Here is a 23,063-nt window from a genome sequence, read left to right as displayed (position 1 = left end):
ATGATGCTCAACACAGAAAAAGAAAGGGAAGTATTGCTGGAAGCCAGAAATATTACCAAAACTTTTCCGGGAGTAATCGCTGTCAATAATGTAACTCTTCAAATATATAAAGGGGAAGTTTGCGCTCTGGTTGGAGAAAACGGAGCTGGCAAATCCACTCTCATGAAGATTTTGGCCGGGGTATATCCGGATTACGAGGGACAGATCTTTCTGGAAGGAAAAGAGGTTCGATTCAGGAATCCAAGAGAAGCCCAGGAGAATGGAATCGCCTTAATTCCTCAAGAACTAGATCTTGTACCTAATCTTAGTTCAGCTGAAAATATCTTTCTCTCCAGAGAACCGGTCAACGAGTTTGGTGTGATTGAATACCAGAAAATGTTTGAACAAGCTTCAAAATTATTTTCAAAGCTAGGAGTTAATATCGATCCAAAAACAAAAGTGGAAGATCTGAGCACTAGTCAACAACAAATGGTAGCTATTGCTAAAGCACTTTCACTTGACGCCAAAATAATCATCATGGACGAACCAACCTCTGCCATAGGTAAACGTGAAACTGAACAACTGTTCAATATTATAAGATCTTTAAAAAATGAAGGAAAATCTGTGATTTACATTTCTCATCGATTAGAGGAAATATTCGAAATAGCTGACAGGGTTGTTGTGATGAGAGATGGTAGAAAGGTAGGAGAGGGTCCCATAGAAGAATTTGATCATGATAAACTTGTTAGATTAATGGTAGGAAGAAGTATAGATCAGTTTTTTATAAAAGAACGTGCGACAATAACAGACGAAATTTTCAGAGTGGAAGGTATTAAACTGTGGAGTTTGGACAGAAAGAAACTTTTAGTTGATGATGTGAGTTTTTACGTCAGGAAGGGAGAAGTATTGGGAATATATGGATTAGTCGGCGCTGGAAGAACAGAACTTTTGGAGGCTATATTCGGCGCCCATCCAGGTCGTACAGAAGGAAAGGTATTCATTGGAGGAAAAGAAATAAAAATTCACTCTCCTAGGGACGCTGTAAAGAATGGGATAGGATTAGTCCCAGAGGATAGAAAAACTGCAGGACTGATTCTTCAAATGTCTGTTTTGCATAATATAACCCTCCCTTCAGTGGTAATGAAACTTATCGTTAGAAAATTTGGATTAATAGATAGTCAACTCGAAAAAGAAATCGTTCGTTCGTTTATAGAAAAATTAAACATTAAAACTCCTTCACCCTATCAAATCGTGGAGAACCTCAGTGGAGGAAACCAGCAAAAAGTAGTTCTGGCAAAATGGCTTGCAATAAAACCAAAGGTACTTCTCTTAGATGAACCTACCAGAGGAATTGATGTAAACGCAAAGAGTGAGATTTACAAACTCATAAGTGAAATGGCTGTTTCAGGAATGGGTGTAGTTATGGTTTCCTCTGAACTTCCAGAGATACTTGCCATGTCCGACAGAATTCTTGTTATGTCTGAGGGGCGGAAAACAGCTGAGTTTCTCAGAGAAGAAGTCACCGAGGAAGATCTTCTGAAAGCAGCAATCCCCAGAAGTGTGAAGGTAGAAACAACACAAAGGGAGGAGTGAGTAAAAGATGCAGGTCGAGAGATCCAGAGCGAAGATTTCGTGGTATCAAAGGATATCTCGCTATCAGTCGATTTTCATACTTCTTGGTCTTATCGTCTTGTTCAGTTTTCTGTCCAATCGATTTCTCACTCTTGAAAATTTCTGGATCATTCTCAGACAAACAGCTGTTAACCTCTGTATAGCTGTGGGTATGACGTTTGTCATTCTCACGGGAGGAATAGATCTATCTGTTGGTTCTATCCTTGGATTCTCGGGGGCTGTAACCGCAAAACTTTTGAAGTATGGTCTGATACTAAGTGCGTTTGGTGTCGTGCTCAAGTTCAATCCTCTTGGTGCATCAATAATTGGAGTCTTGGCTGGTTTTGCAATAGGATTGTTCAATGGGTTTATTATCACAAGATTCAATATTCCCCCATTTGTGGCCACACTGGGAACAATGACAGCAGTTAGAGGATTCATCATGCTTCTGACTAAAGGACATCCTATAACGCGATTGGGTGATAGTTTTGACTTCATAGGTTCTGGGTGGTTTTTAGGGATTCCAATGCCAGTCTGGATAGCCGCTATAGCCACAGGAGTAGGCATTTTTATTCTCAGAAAAACTCAGTTTGGAAGATATGTATATGCTGTTGGAGGTAATGAAAAAGCAGCAGTTCTCTCTGGTGTGAATTCAAAACTGACGAAACTCTGGGTGTACGCGATATCGGGTATCCTCTCGGCTGTTGCAGGTCTAATAGTTACCGCCCGTTTAGATTCAGCCCAGCCAAATGCTGGTTTGATGTACGAGCTAGATGCAATAGCCGCAACAGTTATTGGAGGAGCCTCTCTTTCAGGTGGAAAAGGAACTCTCATAGGAACTGTTGTAGGTGCATTGATAATTGGTGTTTTGAACGATGGGTTGGTACTCGTTGGTGTTTCTCCTTTCTGGCAACAGGTTGCAAAGGGATTCATAATAATAGCTGCTGTGATAGCAGAAAAACTCGGTAGAGGGGAAAAGGAGTGATCAAAGAGTGGGTGCATTGACCAGACACGAGGTTCTTGAACTGAAAAGAAAAGCTATCGAAATAAGAAAGATGATTCTCGATATGATCTACAAGGCAAAGTCAGGGCATACCGGCGGTTCCTTATCGAGCGTGGAAATCCTGGTAACACTCTTTTACAAAATTCTCAGAGTGAAACCGGAAGATCCGAACTGGGAAGACAGAGACAGGTTTATTCTGAGCAAGGGTCACAGCGTTGAAGCATATTACGCAGTCTTAGCTGATAAAGGATTTTTCCCGAAAGAAGAACTCGAGACGTACTGCAAGTACGGTTCTAGGCTCACAGGACATCCCACCAGAAAAGTCCCAGGGGTTGAGGTGAACACCGGTGCGCTTGGTCATGGTCTTGCCATCGGGGTTGGTATGGCTTTAGCAGGAAAAATGGATGGTAAAGACTACAAGGTTTACGTTTTGATGGGAGACGGGGAGCTGGATGAAGGAAGCGTCTGGGAAGCAGCACAGGTGGCGTCCCACTATAGTCTTGATAATTTGATAGGCATAGTTGATAGGAATCGTCTTCAGATATCTGGCCACACAGAAGAAGTCTTGAAACTGGAACCACTCTCAAAAAGATGGGAAGCATTTGGCTGGAACGTGCTGGAAGTTGATGGTCACGATTTTGAGTCACTTTACAAAACGTTTGTCTCCATACCTAGAGAAACTGGGAAACCACATTTGATAATCGCAAACACGATAAAAGGAAAAGGAATCTCCTTCATTGAAGGAAGAGTAGAATGGCACCACAAGGTTCCAAGTGATGAAGAATACAGGAAAGCCATCGAAGAGTTAGAAGAACAGCTGAAAACGCTAGAAGAAGGTGATATGGTATGAAAGTTGCTCTCAGAAAGGCAATAGGTGAAAGATTGCTAGAACTTGCGAAGCAGGATGAAAAGATCGTGGTTGTAACCTCTGATGCACGGGGATCCGCGGCCATTGCGGACTTTTTCAAAGTATTTCCAGAAAGATCAATAGAAGTCGGAATAGCTGAGCAGACAGCAGCTGGAGTAGCCGCCGGTCTTGCCCTCTGCGGAAAGAAGGCCTGGGTCTTTGGACCTGCATGCTTCTATTCCGCAAGAAATTTAGAGCAGATAAAAAACGACATTGCCTACTCGGATGCCAATGTGAAAATCGTGGCAGTCAGTGGAGGGGTCAGCTATGGCCCTCTGGGAAGTACACACCATGCTCTCCACGACGTAGCTGTTATGAGAGCCATTCCCAACCTGAAAGTATTGCTTCCCAGTGATGCTGTTCTTGCAGCTGCCATCTTGGAACAGTTACTGAAAGATGAGAAACCCGTATACATGAGAACGGGAAGGAATCCGGTACCTGTGATCTATTCACGAGACGAAAAATTCGAGGTAGGAAGAGCAATAACATTGAAAGAGGGCAATGATATCACAATAATAGCAACAGGAGAAGTCGTGTGGAGAGCTTTGGAAGCGGCAAAGATTCTTGAAAAGGAAGGAATAAGTGCAAGGGTGATTGATATGTTTACCGTTAAACCCCTGGATGAAGAAGCAGTTTTCAGAGCTGCTCGAGAAACAGGAAGAATAGTAACCGTTGAGGAACATAGCATTTTTGGAGGTCTCGGTGGAGCGGTTGCAGAATTCCTTTCTCAAAATTTACCTACTCCTATGAAAATCCTTGGGATACCCGATGAGTATCCGGTTACAGGAACGCAGGATGAAGTTTTAAAACACTACGGCCTTGCGCCAGAGGGGATTGCAAAAACTGTCTTAGAGTGGTTCAAGGAGGGAAATTAGAATGTACGTTCTCGCAATAGATCAGAGTACCTCTGGTACGAAAGCTATTATATTCGATGAGAAAGGAGGAATTGTTCACAGGGTAACGGTGTACCACAAACAGTACTATCCAAAACCAGGCTGGGTAGAACACGATCCTGAGGAGATCTTTCGAAACACCTTAGATGCATGCAGAAAAGTCATTGAAGAATCGGGTATAAAACCGCTCGAGATAGAAGCTCTAGCTATTACGAACCAAAGAGAAACAACCATCTTGTGGGAGAAGAAATCAGGGAAACCAGTCTACAACGCTGTGGTCTGGCAGTGTCAGAGAGGGGCTTCTCTCTGTGAAGAGATAAAGAAAAGGGGATTGGAAGGGAAGATAAAAGAAAAAACAGGACTCGTAGTTGATCCTTATTTCTCTGCCAGTAAAATCAGGTGGATTCTGGACAATGTGGAAGGCGTAAAAAACAAGGCAAAGCAAGGAGAAATTGCTTTTGGAACAGTGGACAGCTGGCTGATCTGGAAATTGACTAAAGGGGAAGTTCATGCAACAGACTTTTCAAATGCGAGCCGCACACTTCTTCTCAACATTCATGAACTGAGATGGGATGAAGAAGTACTGGAGATCTTTGAAATTCCACCTGAAATCCTCCCTGAACTGAAAAGTTCAGATTCTGTCTTCGGTTACACCGATTTGGGATTTTTACCGAAAAAAATTCCCATAGTCGGTGTCATGGGAGATTCTTCTGCCGCTCTCTTTGGACAGGGAGGATTCTATTCAGGGGATATAAAGGTTACCTACGGTACAGGGAGTTCCACCATGTTGAACATAGGGGAAAAACCAAATGTATCAGATTCGCCCATTGTGTGCTCTGTTGGATGGGTCGTAAAAGAGACTTCCAGTTATGTACTCGAGGGTAACATTCATTCAGCAGGTGACACAATTGTTTGGTTAAAGGAAAAACTCGGAATCATAAGCGATCCCTCTGAAACAGAAAAAATAGCACTCTCTCTTGAAAACAACGGAGGGGTTTATTTGGTTCCTGCCTTCGTTGGGCTTGGGGCCCCGTACTGGCGAAGTGATGTGAAAGCGGCTATTCTGGGGCTTCAAAGGAATCATGGAAAAGAACATGTTGTTCGAGCGGCTTTGGAGTCCATAGCCTATCAAGTGAGAGATATCTTCGAGGAGATGGTCAGAATATCCAGTAAGGAACCCACCGAGGTCAGGGCAGATGGAGGAATCACAAGAAACAGATTTCTTATGCAGTTTCAGGCGGATATTCTGAACATACCAGTTTTAGTAAGCAACATAGAGGAAGTATCAGCGAGAGGAGTAGCTTTTGTTGCTTTGCTTCATCTCGGAGCGTTCAGCGATCTTGAAGAGATAAGGCAAAAGATAACTTACAGGGAAAAATACGAACCCCGGATGGGTGATGAATTACGGGAAATGTACTATGAAGGGTGGAAAACTGCTATCAGAAAACTACTCACCGAGTGAAGGAGGGAAAATGAAATGGAAAAGATGACCTTTGGTTTGATCGTCGGAAACAGGGAATTTTTCCCCGACAGACTGGTAGAAGAAGGAAGAGAAAGGGTAATAAAAGTTTTAGAAGGCATGGGATACAGGGTGGTAACCCTTTCACCCTCTGATACGAAACTCGGAGCTGTGGAAACAGCTAAAGACGCTAAAAAGTGTGCGGAACTTTTTAAGGAAAAAGCCGGGGAAATAGACGGGATTATTGTTACTCTTCCAAATTTTGGTGATGAGAAAGGAGTAGCTCAGGCAATCAGATTGAGTGGTTTGAATGTTCCTGTGCTGGTCCATGCGTTTCCAGATGATCCGGAGAAGCTCGACCTTCAGAATAGAAGGGATTCTTTCTGTGGAAAAATATCTGTAAGCAACAACCTGAAGCAATATGGGATAGAGTTCTCCTTGACGACACTTCATACAGAGGATCCAGAAAGTGAAGTATTTAAACGGGACATAGAGAAGTTTGCTGCCGTGTGCAGAATCGTTAAGGGAATGAGAAACATAAAAGTTGGAGCAATAGGAGCGAGACCCAGTGCCTTCAACACGGTGAGATTCTCTGAGAAGATCCTTGAAAGAATGAGCATTTCTGTTGAAACGGTAGACCTCTCGGAGATTCTTCACAGAGTTTCTAATCTCAAAGATGACGACGAGAGAGTAAGGAGAAAACTTGAGGAGATAAAGAAAAATTACAGGTTACAGATTGTACCGGAAGAGAAAATTCTCTTGATGGCAAAGTTTGGATCCGTCATTGACGAATGGATTGAGGAAAACGATATAAAAGCTCTTGCAATTCAATGTTGGACCTCTCTTGAATGGAATTTGGGAATAACTCCGTGTACCATCATGAGCCTTCTCAGCGAAAAAGGAAAACCTGCCGCCTGCGAGGTTGATATCACCGGTGCTCTCTCTATGTATGTACTCCAGTTAGCTTCTGGACAGCCATCTGCAATAGTTGACTGGAACAATAACTACAGAGATGAAAACGAAACAATTCTCTTCCACTGTGGAAATTTCCCGGCTTCTATCTATGAAAAAAAACCTGAAATCAAATATGCAGATGTAATAGGAACAACTGTGGGTAAAGAAAGGGCCTATGGAGCTTGTGCAGGGAAGATAAAGACCTCACCGTTCACTTTTCTGAGGCTCACTACAGATGATAACGAAGGAAAAGTGAAAGCATATGTGGGAGAAGGGCAGATACTGGATGAAAATCCAAAGACCTTTGGAAGCAGGGGCGTGGCAAGAATTGAGAAGCTCCAGGAACTCATGAAATACATCTGTGAAAACGGATTTGAACACCATGTAGCGATAAATCTCTCGAGAGTGGCAGATGCTGTGAAAGAAGCTTTGGAAAAATATCTTGGGATAGTAGTTCATAAACATAACGCTGAAGTTTAGAGATTAAACCAGTTCTGGATGCTCTATGAATAAGGAGGGTGATCTCGATGACTCAAAACAATGTTGAAAAATGGGGAACATACGAAATAACACTCAAAGGGAAAGCGGAGGGGAATCCTTTTACAGACGTAGAAATCAAAGCAGTGTTTACAAGCGAAGCTGGTGACAGTTTTGAAGTGGAAGGCTTTTATGATGGGGAAGATACCTTCAAGATCAGGTTCATGCCGAACAGGACTGGTTTGTGGAAGTACGAGGTAAGAAGCGACATCAAAGATCTTGACGGTATGAAAGGAGAGTTTCTGTGTGTTGACCCTTCTGAAGGGAATCATGGACCTGTTCGAGTGTGCAACACTTATCATTTCTGCTATGAAGATGGGACACCTTACCATCCGTTTGGGACAACACTCTATGCGTGGGTACACCAGAGAGAAGAACTCATTCAGCAGACACTCGAATCACTCAGGAACTCTCCATTCAACAAAGTCAGGATGTGTGTGTTTCCGAAGTACTACGCTTACAATAGAGAAGAACCTCCTATGCTTCCTATGAGCTGGAGAGAGGAAGACGGGAGATATCAGGTAGAGTTCAATGTGAAGTTTTTCCAGCACTTTGAGAGGTTAGTGAAGGAACTTATGGACATGGGGATAGAAGCGGACGTGATACTGTTCCATCCGTATGACAAATGGGGATTTTGCAGCATGCCGGAAGAAGTGGACAAAGCGTACTTGAGGTATCTGATAGCGAGAATTTCTTCTTACAGAAATGTGTGGTGGTCAATGGCGAACGAATACGACCTTATCAAACCACAAAAAGACTGGGATGGATACTTTCATTTCATAGTGGAGAAAGACCCTTATAACCATCTAAGATCAGTGCATCAGTGTTTCAAGTTTTATGATCACACAAAACCCTGGATAACACACGCCAGCATTCAGTGGCAGGGGTCACTGAGATCGTGGAGCGGAGAACCTGAGATAGATATAGGCATAAATTTAATACCAAAATGGCGCGAGATGTACAAAAAACCAGTTATCATCGATGAATGTGGCTACGAAGGGAACATTGAGTACGGATGGGGTAATCTGCCACCACAGGAGATGATGAATCGCTTTTGGGAAGGTGTTACCTCTGGAGGTTATGTGACACATGGAGAAACTTACTACTCTGAAGACGAAGTCCTCTGGTGGTCAAAAGGCGGAAGATTGAAAGGTGAAAGTCCAAAAAGAATCGCATTCCTGAGAACGATTATAGAAGAAGCTCCACCGTTTCTTAAACCTATCAAGCTTGATCCTATGATGGACTGGGACGTTCATTGCATTGGTAAAGAAGGAGAATATTACCTGATCTACTTTGATATCAACAGACCAGTGAAAAGAACCTTAAAGCTTCCAGAAGGTAAGTACAGAGTAGATTTAGTTGACTGCTGGGAAACAGAGATACATAGTCTGGGGATCTTCCAGGGACAAGTTGTGATAAGGTTGCCGGGGAAATCGTATGTCGCTTTAAGAATTCAGAGAGTAAGAGATATTGATAGTTTGATAATCCTCTAAATCTCTCAAAGGGGGTGTTTTTATGAGAAAGTTGGTCAGTCTCACCGTACTCTGCGTTCTTACGATTCTCGGCTTAACGGTATTTGGTAAAGTCACTCTTGAACTTTGGAGCCTCTCACCAGCAGTTGAAGGAGCGGAAGTCAACCCCGACATTGCCCTTGCGATTGAGCTTTTCAAGAAGGACTTCCCTGAAGTAGAGTTTAAGACAGTAACATACTCTGTGGATACTTACAAAACCAAACTGGCTGTTGCCATGGCTTCCGGTGAGTTACCAGACCTCTTTTTCACTTGGGGCGGAGGCCAGTTGAGATCCTACATTGACTCTGGTCAGATTCATCCTCTTAGTGACGAAACAGTTGAATGGATGAAGAAAACATTCTGGCCAGGCGCTCTTGAAGAGGTTTACTACAAAGGTAAGTACTGGGCTGTTCCATTTAACAACTCGATACTTGGTGATTTCCTGTGGTACAGGAAGGACATATTCGAAAAACATGGGCTTCAGCCTCCGAAGACCTGGAGTGAATTTGTAGCACTTTGTAAAAAGCTCAGGGAACTGGGTTACATACCGATAACTATGGGCAATAAAGCAAGATGGCCTGCCGATCATTTCCTAGCCACACTCGCTGCACGAGTATGTGGTAACGAGGTAGTAAAGGAGATACTTAATGGAAAAAGAAGTTGGAAGGATCCTCTCATGCTCAAAACTCTGGAAAAACTAGTGGAATTAATAAAGGTAGGAGCATTCCCTGAGGCAGTAAACGCTCTTGATTTTAACACAGGAGAAGATCGTGCTTTGTTCTATGTAGGAAAGGCAGCCATGATTTGTGAGCTCAGTTTCATGTATCAGGTCATAAAAGAAGAGAGACCAGATCTAATACCTGTCTTAGGAATGGCTAAATTCCCAATCGTGGAAGATGGTAAAGGAGACCCAAGAGAGTTGGTAGGAATAGTTGGAGACTGGTTCTACTCAATAGTAGCAAATTCTTCAAACAAAGAACTCGCTGAAAAATTCCTCAGAGAATATCTGTTGCACCCAGAGGTTGTAAGAATGAAAGTAGAGAAACGAGGTACACTTCCACCTGTTTATGGAATAGAAGAATTGCCCGCAATTAAAAATGATCCTTTCTTGTCCGAAATAGTGAAAGCAGCTATGGAAGCACCGAGTGTTATGCACTGCTGGGACACTTACTTACCACCAGAGATAGCTGAAGTGTATCTTGATAACCTCCAAAAGTTGATGGATCTTAAAATAACCCCAGAGAAATTTGCTGAAACAATGGATAAAACTGTTGAGGAATACAAGAAGGCTCATTCAGAATATGGACAGTAATATTATCAAGGGCAGGTGGTTTACCACCTGCCCCTTTGGGAGGGATGAAGGTGTACAATAAAAGAAAGAAAAAAATAACAGCATTTCTGTTTACTCTGCCTGCTGTAGCGTTGTTTCTTTTTTACTTTTTAATTCCCATTCCTATGACTTTCTTCTACAGTTTCTTCAGATGGGAAGGTTTTTCCTTGAGACCTGACAAATTTGTGGGGTTCGGTAACTGGTACAATCTCTTTTCCAATGAAGTTACCTGGAGAGCACTTCTAAACAACCTTAAGTTCATTATCTATACTCTTCTAATCCAGATTCCGATCGGGATAGGTTTAGGTTTGCTGATTTCTTCAAAGATTAAAGGCACGAATTTTATGAGAATAGCATTTTTCATACCTCTTCTTATTCCCTCAACAACTATTGCTATCATCTGGAAAATAATTTATGATCCTTACCTTGGTTTCTTAAATAACTTTCTAAAAATTTTAGGATTAGAAAAATTAGCAAAAATATGGTTAGGTGATCCAGAAGTAGTTGTAGAAGCAATATACGCTGCCACTTCCTGGCAGTGGATACCATTTTACATGATAATATTTGCAGCTGCTTTGACTGAGATACCAAAAGAGCTTTATGAAGCGGCAATGATAGATGGAGCGACTTCTTTTAAGAGGTTTATTTATATAACTCTTCCATTTCTAAAAAGAACCATCATAACAGCTGCTATACTGGGCATAACCGGATCATTGAAATATTTTGATCTGGTCTATATACTGACAGAAGGAGGACCTGGAAACACATCAGAACTTCTTGCAACATACATGTACAAATTAGCTTTCCGACACCAAAGGATGGGATATGCTAGTGCATATGCTTTCTTTCTTTTTGGAATATCATTGGTGATTTCCATTCTTATGTACAGAGTATATAGGAGAGGTGATACTGTATGAGCATAGGAATGAAAGTACTTGTTTATATTGTAGCCTTTATTTGGCTCTTGTGGACGTTTTTCCCTTTTTATTTGTTAGTAATAAACTCCTTTAAAGCACGAGATGAATATTTTATGTCGTTTCCTTGGCAACCCCCTAAAAGTTTTTCTCTTGGAAATTTTTCGAGAGTGTTTAATGTCGGTTTTCAAAAGTATATTTTTAACAGTGGTGTAGTTGCTTCTTTTTCCTTATTAATTTTGATTTTTTTCGCTACTTTGGCTTCTTATTCTTTCGCAATTTACAGATATAATTTCTTACAAAGATTGTTCTTAATATTTATAATGGGACTTTGCATACCGATTCACACAACATTGATACCTGTTTTCGTTTTGACCCGAAAAATTGGATTGTATGATAATTTATTTGGTTTAGTACTTCCTTTAGCTGCAAGCCAACTTCCTGTAAGTATATTGGTGATTTCAAATTATATGCGTGGAATACCGAAGGACTATATAGAAGCAGCAAGAATTGAGGGATGCAGTGAATGGTATATATACTGGAGGATAATTCTGCCAATGTCTTCCCCTGCTGTTGTTGCTATGGGAGTTTTCTCGTTCGTTATGTTTTGGAGTGAGTTCGTATATGCATTAACACTTATCTCAAACCCCAAAAAATGGGTCATCACACTGGGATTGTATCAATTTCAAGGAAGATACGGTATGAATATACCTGCTATGGCAAGTGCTGCGATTGTTTCACTCATTCCTACTCTTATAATTTATGCGATTTTCAGCAAGAAAATCATTGAAGGAGTAGCAGCAATGGGAGGGTTAAAAGAGTAAGACTTCTCATCAGTGATAAAATTTCATTGGAGGTACTCGACAGAAAGGAGAAATTAGCATGAAAAGGCGCCCTACAATAAATGATGTGGCGAAATTAGCTGGTGTTTCGATTTCAACTGTTTCCAGATATTTGAAAGATCCCTCGCAGGTCAGTGAAAAGTTAGGAGAGAGAATAAGAGAAGCCATAAAGAAACTGGGATACAAACCCAACAAGATAGCCCAGGGGTTGAGAACTGGTGATTCCAAAATGATAGGCTTCATCGTACCTGATATAACGAATCCCGCTTTTCTTACTATAGTTAAGGGAGCAGAGGATTTTCTGAGAAAAAAAGGTTATTCATTTATCATAGGAGGAACCGATCATAAATCGAAAGATGAAGTAGTGATTCTCGAATCTTTCATATTCCACAACGTAGACGGTGTTATAGTAACATGTACAGGCTACGAAAACAAAGCTCTAAAAGAACTTATAGAGAGATATCACCTCAAGTTGGTTTTCGTGGATAGAAGGTATCCCGGCATCGATGCTCCCTATATTGGTGTTGATAATTTTGGAGGAGTTGCCAGGATGGTTGATTATTTGGTCGAAACAGGTCATAGGTCATTTGCCTACCTTTGTGGAGATATGACCTCAACTGCGAAAGAACGTCTGGAAGGTTTTCTCGATCGTATGAAAAAGTACAAGATAAAGGATTACCAGGTTCTGTACGGAGAATTCACGTTTGAGAGTGGTTATAAACTCACCAAAAGATTGTCAAAAATACCGGACGCAATAATAGCTGGAAACGATCTTATGGCCTTTGGTGTGATAGAAGCTCTGAAAGAGAGAGGATTGGTAGTTCCAGAGGACGTCAGTGTAACAGGCTTCGACGATATGTTTTTCAGCAAATACTATAAACCTTCTCTAACTACTGTTCGTCAGGATCTTTATGAAATGGGAAAACAAGCCGGGAAAGTTCTGTTTGCACTTATTTCTGGAAAGAAGATAAGAAAAAAAGAGTACATACTTCCAACGGAAATCGTTATAAGAGATTCTGTGAAAGAAAGAAGAGCATAATATTTCTACGGATACATTTCCAGATACTCCTTCTCTATCCTGCACGGAATGGGGAGTCTTTTTTCAAGCTCTTTCAGTCCTTTTTCTCTGAAAAGATCGTAGACAACAGCGACCCAGAAATGGACCTTTCCGTGGAGATGCTCCAGTGCTTTCAGCTGGTAGCGGAAGTACTCACCGCTTGCTCCTGTGATTTTCTCAAAACTTTCTTCATCCCAGCCTTTCACACTCACTCTGATTAAAACGTTGAGATTCACAAAAAGATCCACAAGAGAAGGATCGAACCCAAACATCAGACCATTCGTCTCCAGAATGAAGGTGTTGTTCACAAGTTCTATAACTTTTCTCACGTGTTCGGCGGATCTTCTCCCAAGGATCGGTTCTGCCCCGCTGATCCTGAAAAGATCACACTTTCTTTTCTTTGAGATCTCAAGAAGCCTTTCTGCTACTTCCTCTGGTGAGAGAAAATCCCCTGCACGCTTGGGCCTGAGGTTTCTGAAGTAGTTCCAGCAGTAGGCACAGAGAAACTTACATCCTACAGTATCCGCTGTAACGATTCCCCCGTAGTAAAGAGAGTATCTGAATCTATAGTATTTTCGCCTTTCACCCTTCATGACAAGCGATTCCATCTCCATGGCTCTTTGTACCGGATTGAAGGCCATATTACCCCCTCCTTGTGTATAATGTACACGATGATCACAGCCGGTGTGGATGGTACGAGGAGAGGATGGGTGTATTCGATAGTGGAGGGAGACAGGGTTCTCGAGATAGGATTCATGGAACACTTCATGTTCCTGGACTTTCCCACACTCGTTGATATTCCCATCGGTCTCCCGAAAAAAGGCGAGAGAGAGTGCGACAGACTCACCAGAAGGATCCTTTCAAAGAGAGCTGCAAGTGTCTTTACGGTCCCGTGCAGAGTGGCCGTTTATCGAGAAAGCTACGAGGATGCACTGAGAGTCAACAGAGAGTGCCAGGGGAAAGGATTTCCTGTTCAGTTCTGGCACATAGTGGAGAAAGTGAGAGAGGTTGACGTTTTTCTCAGAAGCTATCCAGATCTTTCCGATCAGATCAGAGAATCCCATCCCGAGCTGTGTTTTCTGAGGATATCAAGCAAAATGATGAAATCGAAACACACCAGAGAGGGTTTGAACCAGAGAATCGAGATCTTGAGAGAACATCTGGTCTTCGATGTGGAAAATCTGCAGAGAATTTGCAGAGAGTACAGAATACATATCCACGATGTGCTCGATTCACTCGTTCTTGCACTGGCTCAGCAATTTCCTCTTGAGAGGATACCGGAAGATCCCCCACTGGATGAACACGGCCTTCCCATGCAGATCATTGCACCAGCAAGGACACAGCGTTCGCCGAACCCTGAGTGAGGACGTTGAAAACCTCATTCATGTGAGAAGGATCACTCACATCCACCACAGTCAGGTATCCGTTGAAGTCTGCAATGTAAAGAAATCCTTCATAAAGCCACAGACTCTGAGCCTTTCCTCCACTCGTTGGTATGTGATCGAGAACGAACGGGTTTCCAGGATCTGAAACGTCAATCGTTTGAACACCGAACGCGTAGTCTGCAAGATACAGCACACTATCTGAAACGATCACATCGTAGGGTGTCTGCGATTCGTAGGTCCCCAGAATTTGAGAGAGATCGTTCGCATCGATGATCGATACCCCTTCACCGTAGACAACGGCGTAGATCCTCTCATCTGACACGAAGACACTTCTCACCGTTCCAAAATTCACTCTTTCGAGAAATACAGGATTTGCCGGATTTGAAACGTCCACCACCTTCAAACCTTCATTGTAACAGGCCACGTAAGCGCGGTTTCCTGAAATGTGTACCTTTTCCGCCCAGTCCGCTTCTTCGAGTCTTGCAACCAGCACAGGGGAAGAAGGATCGGTTACGTTGTAAACCAGAAGACCGTTCGTCCAGTCCGCCACGTAGAGATAATCACCGGATAGGTCTACCCCGTAGGCGTAGTGGGTGTTCAGCTGATTCAACTGAACGGGATTTTCGGGATCGCTCACATCGAGAACGTGGATTCCGCTCTGACCATCTGCGAGGAACGCATACTGTCCCGAAACTTCAACATCGAGAGCGCTGTTTGCGAGAGAAACAAAAGAAATACTAACGGGGGTAGCTGTGACGTCGAACACTTCTAGACCTTCCCCGGTTGTTACCAGGGCGTAGACTTTTTCGCGGGGCAGAACTGATATCATCTGAAAGCATCCAGAAAGGAATAGAAGAGCGAGAATAACAGGAAAGATCGCCTTCATTCTATCACCTCCCTGTGCATTCTACGTCCAGTAGTAAAAGAAAAATGAAAAAACAGTGTAAGATTTATAACTGGAGGGGGGAGATAACATGAAAAGATTTCTGGCAATTCTTTTGATTCTTCCGGTCATGGTGCTTGCGATACATCCTCTGGATCTTCTTGTTCGTGCAAGGGGAAATCCTGTCTACGAGACGATCATTGCAACCACAACCCAGGACGGCGACGAGATATACATATTGAAATCCTACGGCATGAACTGGCAGAACATCCAGTGGTTCCACAGAGTGGGCATAATCCTTCCGTCGAACTTGAATTACAAAGACAGGGCGTTTTTCTTCATAACGGGAGGAAGCAGAAAGGAAGAAAACGAACGCTATTACGATTCGTTTCTGGAAGACGTAAAAGAGAATCTGTGGGTGGCGAAGGAATTCGAAGCACCTTTCATAGTTGTGGGGGACGTTCCAAATCAGCCGATTTTCGGGCTCAGAGAAGATGCCCTGATCGCAGAAACGTTCAAAATGTTCCTCGAGAACCCAGATCCGTTTCTTCCCCTCCTTGTTCCCATGACGTACGGTGTGATAAAGGCCATGGACACGGCACAAGATTTCCTTGAGAAAAAAGGCGTGGAAATCAAAGGCTTCATGGTATCGGGGGCCTCCAAAAGAGGGTGGACCACGTATCTTACGGCGATCTTCGACCCACGCGTTTTCGCCATCGCTCCGATGGTGTACGACAATCTGAACATAGAAGCCCAGCTTTTGCATCAGAAAGAGTACTATGGTACCTACAGCGAGAAGTTGAGAGATTATCAGGAAAGAGGGCTCTTCGAGATTCTCGAAAACGATCTGGGAAAAAGGCTTCTTGAAATTGTCGATCCTTACGCTATGAGATTGAGACTCTCTCTTCCAAAGATCCTTGTGCTCGGCACCAACGACGAATACTGGACCGTGGATTCGGCGAACCTCTACGTGGATGATCTTCCGGGCGAAACCTTTCTATTCTATTCTCCAAACGATCCCCACAACCTGAAGAATGTGAAAGAAATAATAGAGACTCTCTCTTCGTTCTTCAAGATGTACCCCAAACTGCCGAAGGTGGAATTCTTTTACAGGGACGGGAAAATATTCGTTGAAAGGATTCCGGAAATTGTAGACGCGGAACTGTGGTTTGCAAGATCGAAGAGCAGAGATTTCAGAAAGGCGGTGTGGCTCAGACGTGGCGTGGAAGAAACCGATGATTCGCTGATCGGGGTACCTCCTGAAAAACCTGAAGGTTTTCATCAAGCGTATTTCTTGGGAGTCACTTTGGAAATCAATGGTTTGAGGATGAAGCTTTGCAGTAAAATGATAGTGGAATAGCGGGGTGAAATATTGTGGAAAGCCCGCGGCTTTCTTGAGGACCAGACATAAGACGTGTGAGATCACCCACCAAGAAGGATGGAAGAAGATGCTGGACCTTGCTAAGAAGTCTTTCGCAGGAAATTTTCAATCTCTCAGAAACCAGCTTCTCAAATAGCCTGGAATCATTTCAGAACGGAAAAAGATGTGAAGAATGCTCTTGTGACAGCCTGGAAAAAGATGGTGGATCATTTCTTAGATGATGGAAACCTGGATGAGTCTGAAGAAAAAATTCTAGTTCGCTTCATAAAAGAAACAGGACTTTCTGAGAAAAAATTGAACAGGAAGGGTGCCTATGAAAAATTCAAGAAGCGAAGATTGTTAAGAAAAGTGGTTCATGGAGAAATAGAACAGTTCGAAAAACCCGTTCCCATAACCATCGAGAAATCGGAAGTGTCTGTGTGAGTTTTTCAGGGCGTTGAAAACTGTGAAATGGGAAAGCGAAGAGAGTACGTGGATGATATTCTGGGTTCAGCGTAAGGATTGCACGTGGCGTTTACTACAAGGTAGGTGGTTTCCCTACAACCTTCGGGTGAATCTGATAACACTGGCGAAGACTCAGTAGACTGTGTAGAAGATGAGTTCTCCAGAATCGGTGCAGAGAACGGAGAATTCTTTTTCTGAGATTTTAAAAATCTTCAGGGGGTACTTTCCTGTTTTAACCGTTTGGACGACTCTGTCGTTTTTTATCAGATATATCTCCTCTGCTTCCATGGAAAGCGCCACCAGGTAGTTTCCTATCTCCTCGAGGTAGAGCACAGGATGCGGCACGTTGATTTGTCTTACACTGCCGTCTCTGTCAACTACAGAGATAACAGGAGAAACAAGACTGGCAACTGCAAGATCGGGTCCATAGAAGGAAATACCGTAAGCAAAATCAGGAAGGTTTTTCTGCCACACCAATTGCCCGTTCACCAGCTTCACGAGCCAACCGTTTCGATAGTCAAGAACGTAATCACCGCTCGAACCCTCCACGTAGCGCAAAGGACGGGAAAGTCCCAGACAAACAGAGGTCATGCTACCACGCTTGAGATAAATTACATCGGGATCGTTTTCGCCTCTCCAGTAACAAAGGTAGGCGATTCCTTTCGAAGTTGGAACGAAATAAGTACTTGGAACACCCGTTCTGTACTTTTCTACAACTCTGAAGGAACGTTGATCCACTCCCACGAGCGTTCTCTGGGAAAACAACGAAATGTAAAAAACACCGTTGTAATAGAGAAAGACGGTGGGGTCCCCACCAAGAAGAATTTCCCTTTTTCTTTTCCCTGAAGGCGTGATTTCAATGAACTTTCCCTCGAACATGTCGGTGACGTAGAAATTTCCTTCAAGGTACATACCCCAAACAGGATAGGAAAAGCCTGTGAAACGCGCTGTTACTCTCTTTGAAAGCGCGTCCACCGCAATGACCTCTCTTTTCAAAGAATCAACGAGGGTGATGACACCCTCGTTGATCGTTCCCCTCAAAGGATTCATATTGAGTGTTATCCTCTTTGTTTCGAGGATACCCGCGAAAACACTGATGATTAGAGATACAAGTAGCGCTGCAGTTCCCAGTTTGTAACGTAAGTGCTGTACTCCATCCACTCTTTCTCCGCTGCCTCCACAAATTTTTCGAATATGTGCTCTCCCAGCGCATCTATTATAACATCGTCTTTCTTGAGTTCTTCAACAGCTTCTTTCAGGCTGCCAGGAAGAGATCCTATACCCATTTCTTCCCTTCTTTCCGGAGTCATGTGGTAAATGTTCTCCTCGACAGGCTTTGGAGGTTCGATTTTGTTTACTATACCATCCAGACCTGCTGCAAGAATGGCAGCGAATGCCAAATAGATGTTACAGGATGGATCAGGAGACCTGTACTCCAGTCTTGTAGCTTTTCCTCTTGCTTTCGGTATTCTGATGAGAGCGCTTCTGTTTCCAACTGACCAGGTGATGTAAACGGGTGCCTCATACCCAGGAACGAGCCTCTTGTAACTGTTAACAGTTGGATTTGTAACGGCAGCGAGTGCTCTTGCATGCTTCAGAATTCCCCCGACGAAGTACCTGAGATCATCGGAAAGTTCGAGCGGTTTACTTGGATCGTAGAAGGCGTTCTGGTCACCTTTGAAGAGGCTCATGTGAACGTGCATACCGGAACCGTTTACACCGAAGAAGGGTTTCGGCATGAAGGTCGCATAGTAGCCGTGGAAGATCGCCATGGTTTTGATAACGAGTTTCACGGTCTGGGCGTTATCGGCTGTTCTCAGGAAGGTGTCGTACTTGAAGTCCACTTCGTGCTGGGAGGGAGCAACTTCGTGGTGTGTAGCTTCAACGATTATTCCCATTTTCTCGAGGGCGATGGCGATATCTCTTCTTATCTCTTCGGCTTTGCTCAACGGGAGAAGATCGAAATACCCACCATGATCGAGGAACTCCGGAACAGGCTCTCCTTTTTCGTTGGTAGGAAGGATGAAAAATTCCATCTCAGGACCTGCGTACGGTGTGTAACCCAGCTGTGATGTCTTTTCCATCATTCTTCTTAGTCTGTACCTTGGGTCACCTTCGAAAGGTTTGCCGTCGGGAGTGTAAACGTCACAGATGACTCTTGCGCTCTTTGCACCGTCGACTGTCCATGGAAGAACAGCAAAGGTGTCGAGGACGGGTTTGAGGTACATATCAGACTCTTCGATTCTCACAAAGCCTTCAATGGAGGAACCGTCGAACATGATTCCGTCTTTCCAGGAATCAAGGAAAATCTCGGGAGTTATTTCCAAATTTTTCAAGATTCCGTTGATGTCAGTGAATTGCAGCCTGATGAATCGAACGTTCTCCTCTTCGATGATTCTCTTGATAGTTTCAATCGTCATAGCAACACCTCCTCTTGAACACAAAAAATCATTGTGGTATAATTAATATCCCAAGACACGAAATAAAGTCGGTGAAGCCAGTGAAAAACAAAAACAGCCATCCTTTCTGTCCCCGGGGACAGAGGGGTTTTTTCTTTTGCATCTTTATGCGTAAAATATAACAGCCGCTTGTGAATTGCAAATTATTTGGAAGTTAAAAAGCGGTTTAGAAATACTTTCAAAAAAAAGAACACAGTATATCCTATAGCGAGACCAAGGGTGCTTCTGTAGATAGAAACCACCAGAGGTGTTTTAACATGACAGAACGTGTTGAACATCGAAACGAGCGCAACGCTGCCAAAACTCTCTCTGAGAAAATCGTATTCTCTGAATCCTTCCAACCAGAAAAACGGGTAGCACACAATTTCCTTGAAACGGGGCCGAACCATCAAAACACTCTCCAGCCAGTCTCTGAACTTTCTTTCAACTTCCAGCACCCATCCCGAATTTCCCGAACGCATAAGATAATAGAAACCCACAGGAATGGCAAGGAAAAGGAGCGGCAGGTACTTTTTCCAGTTTCTTCTGTTCTTCCAAAGTCCTGAAAGAAAGAGAAGCCCGGGAAGAAGTACGAGTGAAAGTTTCACTCCGCGGAAGTCCAGGATACCGTTGAGGTGGTACAGATCGCTGAGACTCAGAGACAGAGAGATCGACAGAAGGAGAAAACTCAACACTTTCAACCATTTCTTTTTCGGCACAAAATACGCCGCCAGTGTACCGGAAACAAAAAGGAGAGACACGAACCATTCCCTTGAAAAAGGCAAAACGAAGACTACAGAGAGAAGCAGAGGATTCAGAGAGGTTATCAGAAGAATGGGAGGTATCAAGAAGATCCACTTTGGAAAGAACGGTTCGGATTCTGGAAGTGCCGGAAACGGTACAACTTTTCCCTTGAAATAACTGGCAAGCCTTTGAACGAGGATTTCTCTTTCTTTTATGTTTCTTATCCAGAGAACCTCCACACTTCGTTCAAGAACGGCTCTTTTGTACCTGTGAAACAGCGCTTCTTCGTCCAGGTTCAGCTTTTCTATCTCCTCGGGTTTCACCGTGTGGACACGAAAGAAAAGACCGTCTTTTTTCAAAAGAGCAACTTTCCTGGCGAAATCGTAAGAGGGATCGAACTCTACGATTCCAACCCATTTTCCTTTCAACTTTTCTGCCAATTCTTGAGGTTCCCAGAAGAGGGGTTCACCTTTGAGAATCACGACCTTGGCTTCCGGTGGCAAGTCTTTTTTACTTGAAAGGTCAAAGAGAACCACCCACTTTCCATCGATCATGTCGTCGAACAGAAAAGAAAACACCAACCCTTTCCTGTCATAAGAGAATCTTTCTGGGAGAAAGAACACGATGAGCACAACAGAGCTTACCAGAAAAATGAGAAAAAGACTATTCTTCAAGTTTGTAAACTTCTTCACCCACCATCACCTCGACTTCTTCCTGAGTCCAGCCGAAGATCAAGCTCCCTTTCAGGGAAAGTCCACCGATCTGGATTTTCCTTTTTGGTCCCAGATACACGGGAACGGGCCTTTCTCTCACGGTCACCCTGTGCGGTCTGTTCACCACAAAGAAAGCGGTGCTCGTATTGCCGAAGATATCCGTGGCTTTCACAAAGACAACGTGATGCCCGTCGGGTATTTTCTGTGCTTCTCTTCCATCGCAGATGTATTCAACTCGAAAAGAAGAAGCGTCTTCTATCTTCTCTGGAGATAGAACGAGTGGAGGAGTGGTGTCTTTCACATCAACCTTCATTCTCAAAAAATTTCCAGATTCATCGTAACCGATGAGGTGATAGACACCCGGAAACTCTGGAGAAAACACGGTGAGTTTTTCTCCGATTGATGGAAGATACCAGTTCACAAGAGGTGGTAGAATGAGGCTTCGACCGAACTCAACAGAAGATTGGTACGATCTTTCCGCGAAAGAAACAGGGAGAGTTTCGAATGAGAGACTGGTGGATTGTCCCAGAAAGTCCACCACTTCTACCTCGAGTTTTGTGGCTTCCAAAGTATGGAACCACAATTTGCCTTCCTTTCCATTCCAGAGTGTGACAAAGGTAGAATCGTCAGTCACATTCAGAAAGACCACCGTTCCGATAAGAGGATGCCACACCTTTGTATATCTCACCTCAGGGGGCTCTGGGGTGACGTCTATAGTACCCTCTATTCTCCTTGGAACCTCGAATTTTTCGAAGAAGAAGGAAAGATAGTACTCGAGCTTCTCTTTTGTAATAGATCCCTTTACAACGACCCTGTCGCGTGAAAAGACTTCAACGGGAAATGCGTCGTAAACGAACGTGAGATCTGTGCTTTCAAGAAGCTCGGCGAAAACATCCTCGGGAATTCGGATATCCCCCACATCGACTCCGATCGTCACACCGTTGCTCAGGACAAGGGTCGTGCTGTCTGGAAGATCAATGGTGATACCCCGAACCTTCGGAGGAGTGTAAATTGTCTCAAGAGAGGCTTTGAAGGGTTCCAGGTCGCGTGAAGTTTCAAAAGGGAAAGTTCTGTTCGTTAACGAAACGATGCCGGTGTTGTTGTAAGTGTTGAAGAGCACTTCCTTAGAAAACAAAAGAAGAGACGAGAGAATGAGAATCAGGAAAGAAATTCTTCTAACCATTCATCACTCCTCTCTTCTAAAAGGTTCAGAACGCTGAGAAGATCATCTGGAAGGGGTGCCCTGAAGTCCTTTTCCTCCTCAGTCCACGGATCGATGAACTTCATTCTATAGCTGTGGAGGAACTGTCTTTTTAAACCGTATCTCTTTCGAAACTCTCTGTTGAAATGTCTGTCACCGTAGGTGTCGTCTCCCACAACGGGAAAACCTATCTGCGAAAGGTGTCTTCTTATCTGATGCTTTCTACCCGTGTGTATCTTCACGCGGAGAAGCGAAACATCTTTCAGAGGTTTCACCGAAACGATCTCAGAAACCGCTTCCTGCCCATCGAGAGGAATGGTGATTTTCATGTTGTTCTCTGGAACTCCTCTTACGAGCGTGACGTATTCTTTCTCTATGTTTCTGCCCTTGAACAGTTCCGTGAGAATTCTCGCGGCCTCTCTGTTTTTGGCAACAACGAGAAGCCCAGAGGTTTCTTTGTCGAGTCTGTGAACGAGAAACGGTGAAAACCCCTTTTCCTGACCGTAATAAAGGAGTCCTTCTATCAACGTCGCAACATGAACACCTTTTCCTGGATGTATGGCTATGTTCGGTGGCTTGTTCAGCACAAGGTAGTGATCGTCTTCGTAGAGCACGTCGAGTTTCATGGGAACTGGTGTGAGGTCTTTCTTCTCAGATCTCTTCGGAAGATTTTCCAGATTCACATACCGGAGCTCTACCACGTCTCCTTCTTCCAGATCGAAAGAAGGATCCTTCACGCGTTTTCTGTTGACATACACCTTTCCCTTTCTGATGAGTTTGTATATCACCGAAAGGGGTACGTCTTTCAGCTGGTTCCTCAGAAATTTGTCCAGCCTTCTGTAGAAATTCTCCCTGGTGACTTCCATTCTCATGACTT

At 43.5% G+C, this 23,063-nt stretch carries 21 protein-coding genes; 14 read left to right on the top strand and 7 right to left on the bottom strand.

The genetic code is table 11. The features are described 5' to 3' along the window. Genes AS158_RS08770 through AS158_RS08720 form a run of 11 tightly spaced genes read left to right on the top strand, consistent with a single transcriptional unit; the run spans nucleotide 1 to nucleotide 12,979 of the window. The gene (locus tag AS158_RS08770) at nucleotides 1-1,572 is read left to right on the top strand and encodes a sugar ABC transporter ATP-binding protein (RefSeq protein WP_004080606.1); all 1,572 of its coding nucleotides are present in this window, start codon (nucleotides 1-3) and stop codon (nucleotides 1,570-1,572) included. Nucleotides 1,573-1,579: 7 nt separating this feature from the next. Further along, the gene (gene rbsC / locus AS158_RS08765; protein ID WP_004080607.1) at nucleotides 1,580-2,575 is read left to right on the top strand and encodes a hypothetical protein; all 996 of its coding nucleotides are present in this window, start codon (nucleotides 1,580-1,582) and stop codon (nucleotides 2,573-2,575) included. Between the two features lie 7 nt (nucleotides 2,576-2,582). Then, complete coding sequence (locus AS158_RS08760) at nucleotides 2,583-3,443, top strand: transketolase (protein WP_004080608.1); 861 nt, start codon at nucleotides 2,583-2,585, stop codon at nucleotides 3,441-3,443. Beyond that, a complete protein-coding gene (locus tag AS158_RS08755; RefSeq protein WP_008193258.1) occupies nucleotides 3,440-4,375 on the top strand; it encodes a transketolase family protein in 936 nt (311 codons plus the stop codon). Before AS158_RS08760 ends, AS158_RS08755 begins: the two co-directional genes overlap by 4 nt. Before the next feature lies 1 nt (nucleotide 4,376). Next, on the top strand, nucleotides 4,377-5,855 hold the full coding sequence (gene glpK / locus AS158_RS08750; RefSeq protein ID WP_004080610.1) for a glycerol kinase GlpK: 1,479 nt from the start codon (nucleotides 4,377-4,379) through the stop codon (nucleotides 5,853-5,855). Nucleotides 5,856-5,870: 15 nt separating this feature from the next. Next, complete coding sequence (locus AS158_RS08745) at nucleotides 5,871-7,286, top strand: L-fucose/L-arabinose isomerase family protein (protein WP_165304877.1); 1,416 nt, start codon at nucleotides 5,871-5,873, stop codon at nucleotides 7,284-7,286. 47 nt (nucleotides 7,287-7,333) lie between these two features. Continuing rightward, entirely contained in the window at nucleotides 7,334-8,836 is a 1,503-nt protein-coding gene (locus AS158_RS08740; protein ID WP_206516530.1) for a DUF5605 domain-containing protein, read from the top strand. A 22-nt stretch (nucleotides 8,837-8,858) separates the two neighbouring features. Then, on the top strand, nucleotides 8,859-10,166 hold the full coding sequence (locus tag AS158_RS08735) for an extracellular solute-binding protein (RefSeq protein ID WP_165304875.1): 1,308 nt from the start codon (nucleotides 8,859-8,861) through the stop codon (nucleotides 10,164-10,166). Between the two features lie 50 nt (nucleotides 10,167-10,216). Further along, a complete protein-coding gene (locus AS158_RS08730) occupies nucleotides 10,217-11,101 on the top strand; it encodes a sugar ABC transporter permease (RefSeq protein WP_165304874.1) in 885 nt (294 codons plus the stop codon). Then, nucleotides 11,098-11,922 (top strand): carbohydrate ABC transporter permease, encoded by an 825-nt coding sequence (locus AS158_RS08725; RefSeq protein WP_165304873.1) that lies wholly within the window; start codon nucleotides 11,098-11,100, stop codon nucleotides 11,920-11,922. The genes AS158_RS08730 and AS158_RS08725 overlap by 4 nt, the downstream gene beginning before the upstream one ends. A gap of 58 nt (nucleotides 11,923-11,980) precedes the next feature. Further along, on the top strand, nucleotides 11,981-12,979 hold the full coding sequence (locus tag AS158_RS08720; protein WP_004080613.1) for a LacI family DNA-binding transcriptional regulator: 999 nt from the start codon (nucleotides 11,981-11,983) through the stop codon (nucleotides 12,977-12,979). Between the two features lie 5 nt (nucleotides 12,980-12,984). Here the strand turns inward: AS158_RS08720 and AS158_RS08715 are convergent, their stop codons facing one another. Then, the gene (locus AS158_RS08715; protein ID WP_004080614.1) at nucleotides 12,985-13,638 is read right to left on the bottom strand and encodes a radical SAM protein; all 654 of its coding nucleotides are present in this window, start codon (nucleotides 13,636-13,638) and stop codon (nucleotides 12,985-12,987) included. Nucleotides 13,639-13,707: 69 nt separating this feature from the next. Between AS158_RS08715 and AS158_RS08710 the strand changes: the two genes are divergently transcribed. Further along, nucleotides 13,708-14,361, top strand: a complete 654-nt coding sequence (locus AS158_RS08710) for a DUF429 domain-containing protein (protein WP_004080615.1) — start codon at nucleotides 13,708-13,710, stop codon at nucleotides 14,359-14,361. Here AS158_RS08710 and AS158_RS08705 read toward each other — a convergent pair. Next, nucleotides 14,318-15,268 carry a hypothetical protein gene (locus AS158_RS08705; RefSeq protein ID WP_165304872.1) on the bottom strand — a complete coding sequence of 317 codons (951 nt, stop codon included), beginning with the start codon at nucleotides 15,266-15,268 and terminating at the stop codon, nucleotides 14,318-14,320. The two genes, AS158_RS08710 and AS158_RS08705, sit on opposite strands and share 44 nt — an antisense overlap. 88 nt (nucleotides 15,269-15,356) lie before the next feature. Between AS158_RS08705 and AS158_RS08700 the strand changes: the two genes are divergently transcribed. Then, nucleotides 15,357-16,625 carry a PhoPQ-activated protein PqaA family protein gene (locus AS158_RS08700; RefSeq protein WP_165304871.1) on the top strand — a complete coding sequence of 423 codons (1,269 nt, stop codon included), beginning with the start codon at nucleotides 15,357-15,359 and terminating at the stop codon, nucleotides 16,623-16,625. Nucleotides 16,626-16,811: 186 nt separating this feature from the next. Beyond that, nucleotides 16,812-17,069 carry a hypothetical protein gene (locus AS158_RS08695; protein ID WP_165304870.1) on the top strand — a complete coding sequence of 86 codons (258 nt, stop codon included), beginning with the start codon at nucleotides 16,812-16,814 and terminating at the stop codon, nucleotides 17,067-17,069. Nucleotides 17,070-17,222: 153 nt separating this feature from the next. Here the strand turns inward: AS158_RS08695 and AS158_RS08690 are convergent, their stop codons facing one another. From AS158_RS08690 to AS158_RS08670, 5 genes are all read right to left on the bottom strand, one after another. Beyond that, entirely contained in the window at nucleotides 17,223-18,140 is a 918-nt protein-coding gene (locus AS158_RS08690; protein ID WP_165304869.1) for a hypothetical protein, read from the bottom strand. Nucleotides 18,141-18,190: 50 nt separating this feature from the next. Further along, nucleotides 18,191-19,510, bottom strand: a complete 1,320-nt coding sequence (gene glnA / locus AS158_RS08685; RefSeq protein ID WP_165304868.1) for a type I glutamate--ammonia ligase — start codon at nucleotides 19,508-19,510, stop codon at nucleotides 18,191-18,193. A 182-nt stretch (nucleotides 19,511-19,692) separates the two neighbouring features. Next, nucleotides 19,693-20,964, bottom strand: coding sequence for a DUF5693 family protein (locus AS158_RS08680; protein ID WP_165304867.1), 1,272 nt, complete (start codon nucleotides 20,962-20,964; stop codon nucleotides 19,693-19,695). Then, entirely contained in the window at nucleotides 20,936-22,168 is a 1,233-nt protein-coding gene (locus tag AS158_RS08675; protein WP_165304866.1) for a hypothetical protein, read from the bottom strand. The genes AS158_RS08680 and AS158_RS08675 overlap by 29 nt, the downstream gene beginning before the upstream one ends. Beyond that, nucleotides 22,144-23,058, bottom strand: coding sequence for an RluA family pseudouridine synthase (locus tag AS158_RS08670; protein ID WP_004080622.1), 915 nt, complete (start codon nucleotides 23,056-23,058; stop codon nucleotides 22,144-22,146). Before AS158_RS08670 ends, AS158_RS08675 begins: the two co-directional genes overlap by 25 nt. Between the last annotated feature and the right edge of the window lie 5 nt (nucleotides 23,059-23,063).

This window comes from Thermotoga sp. 38H-to, from assembly GCF_011057665.1.
Classification (GTDB): domain Bacteria; phylum Thermotogota; class Thermotogae; order Thermotogales; family Thermotogaceae; genus Thermotoga.
The sequence above is the reverse complement of the archived record's forward strand: the minus strand, read 5'-3'. Positions and strand labels throughout refer to the sequence as shown.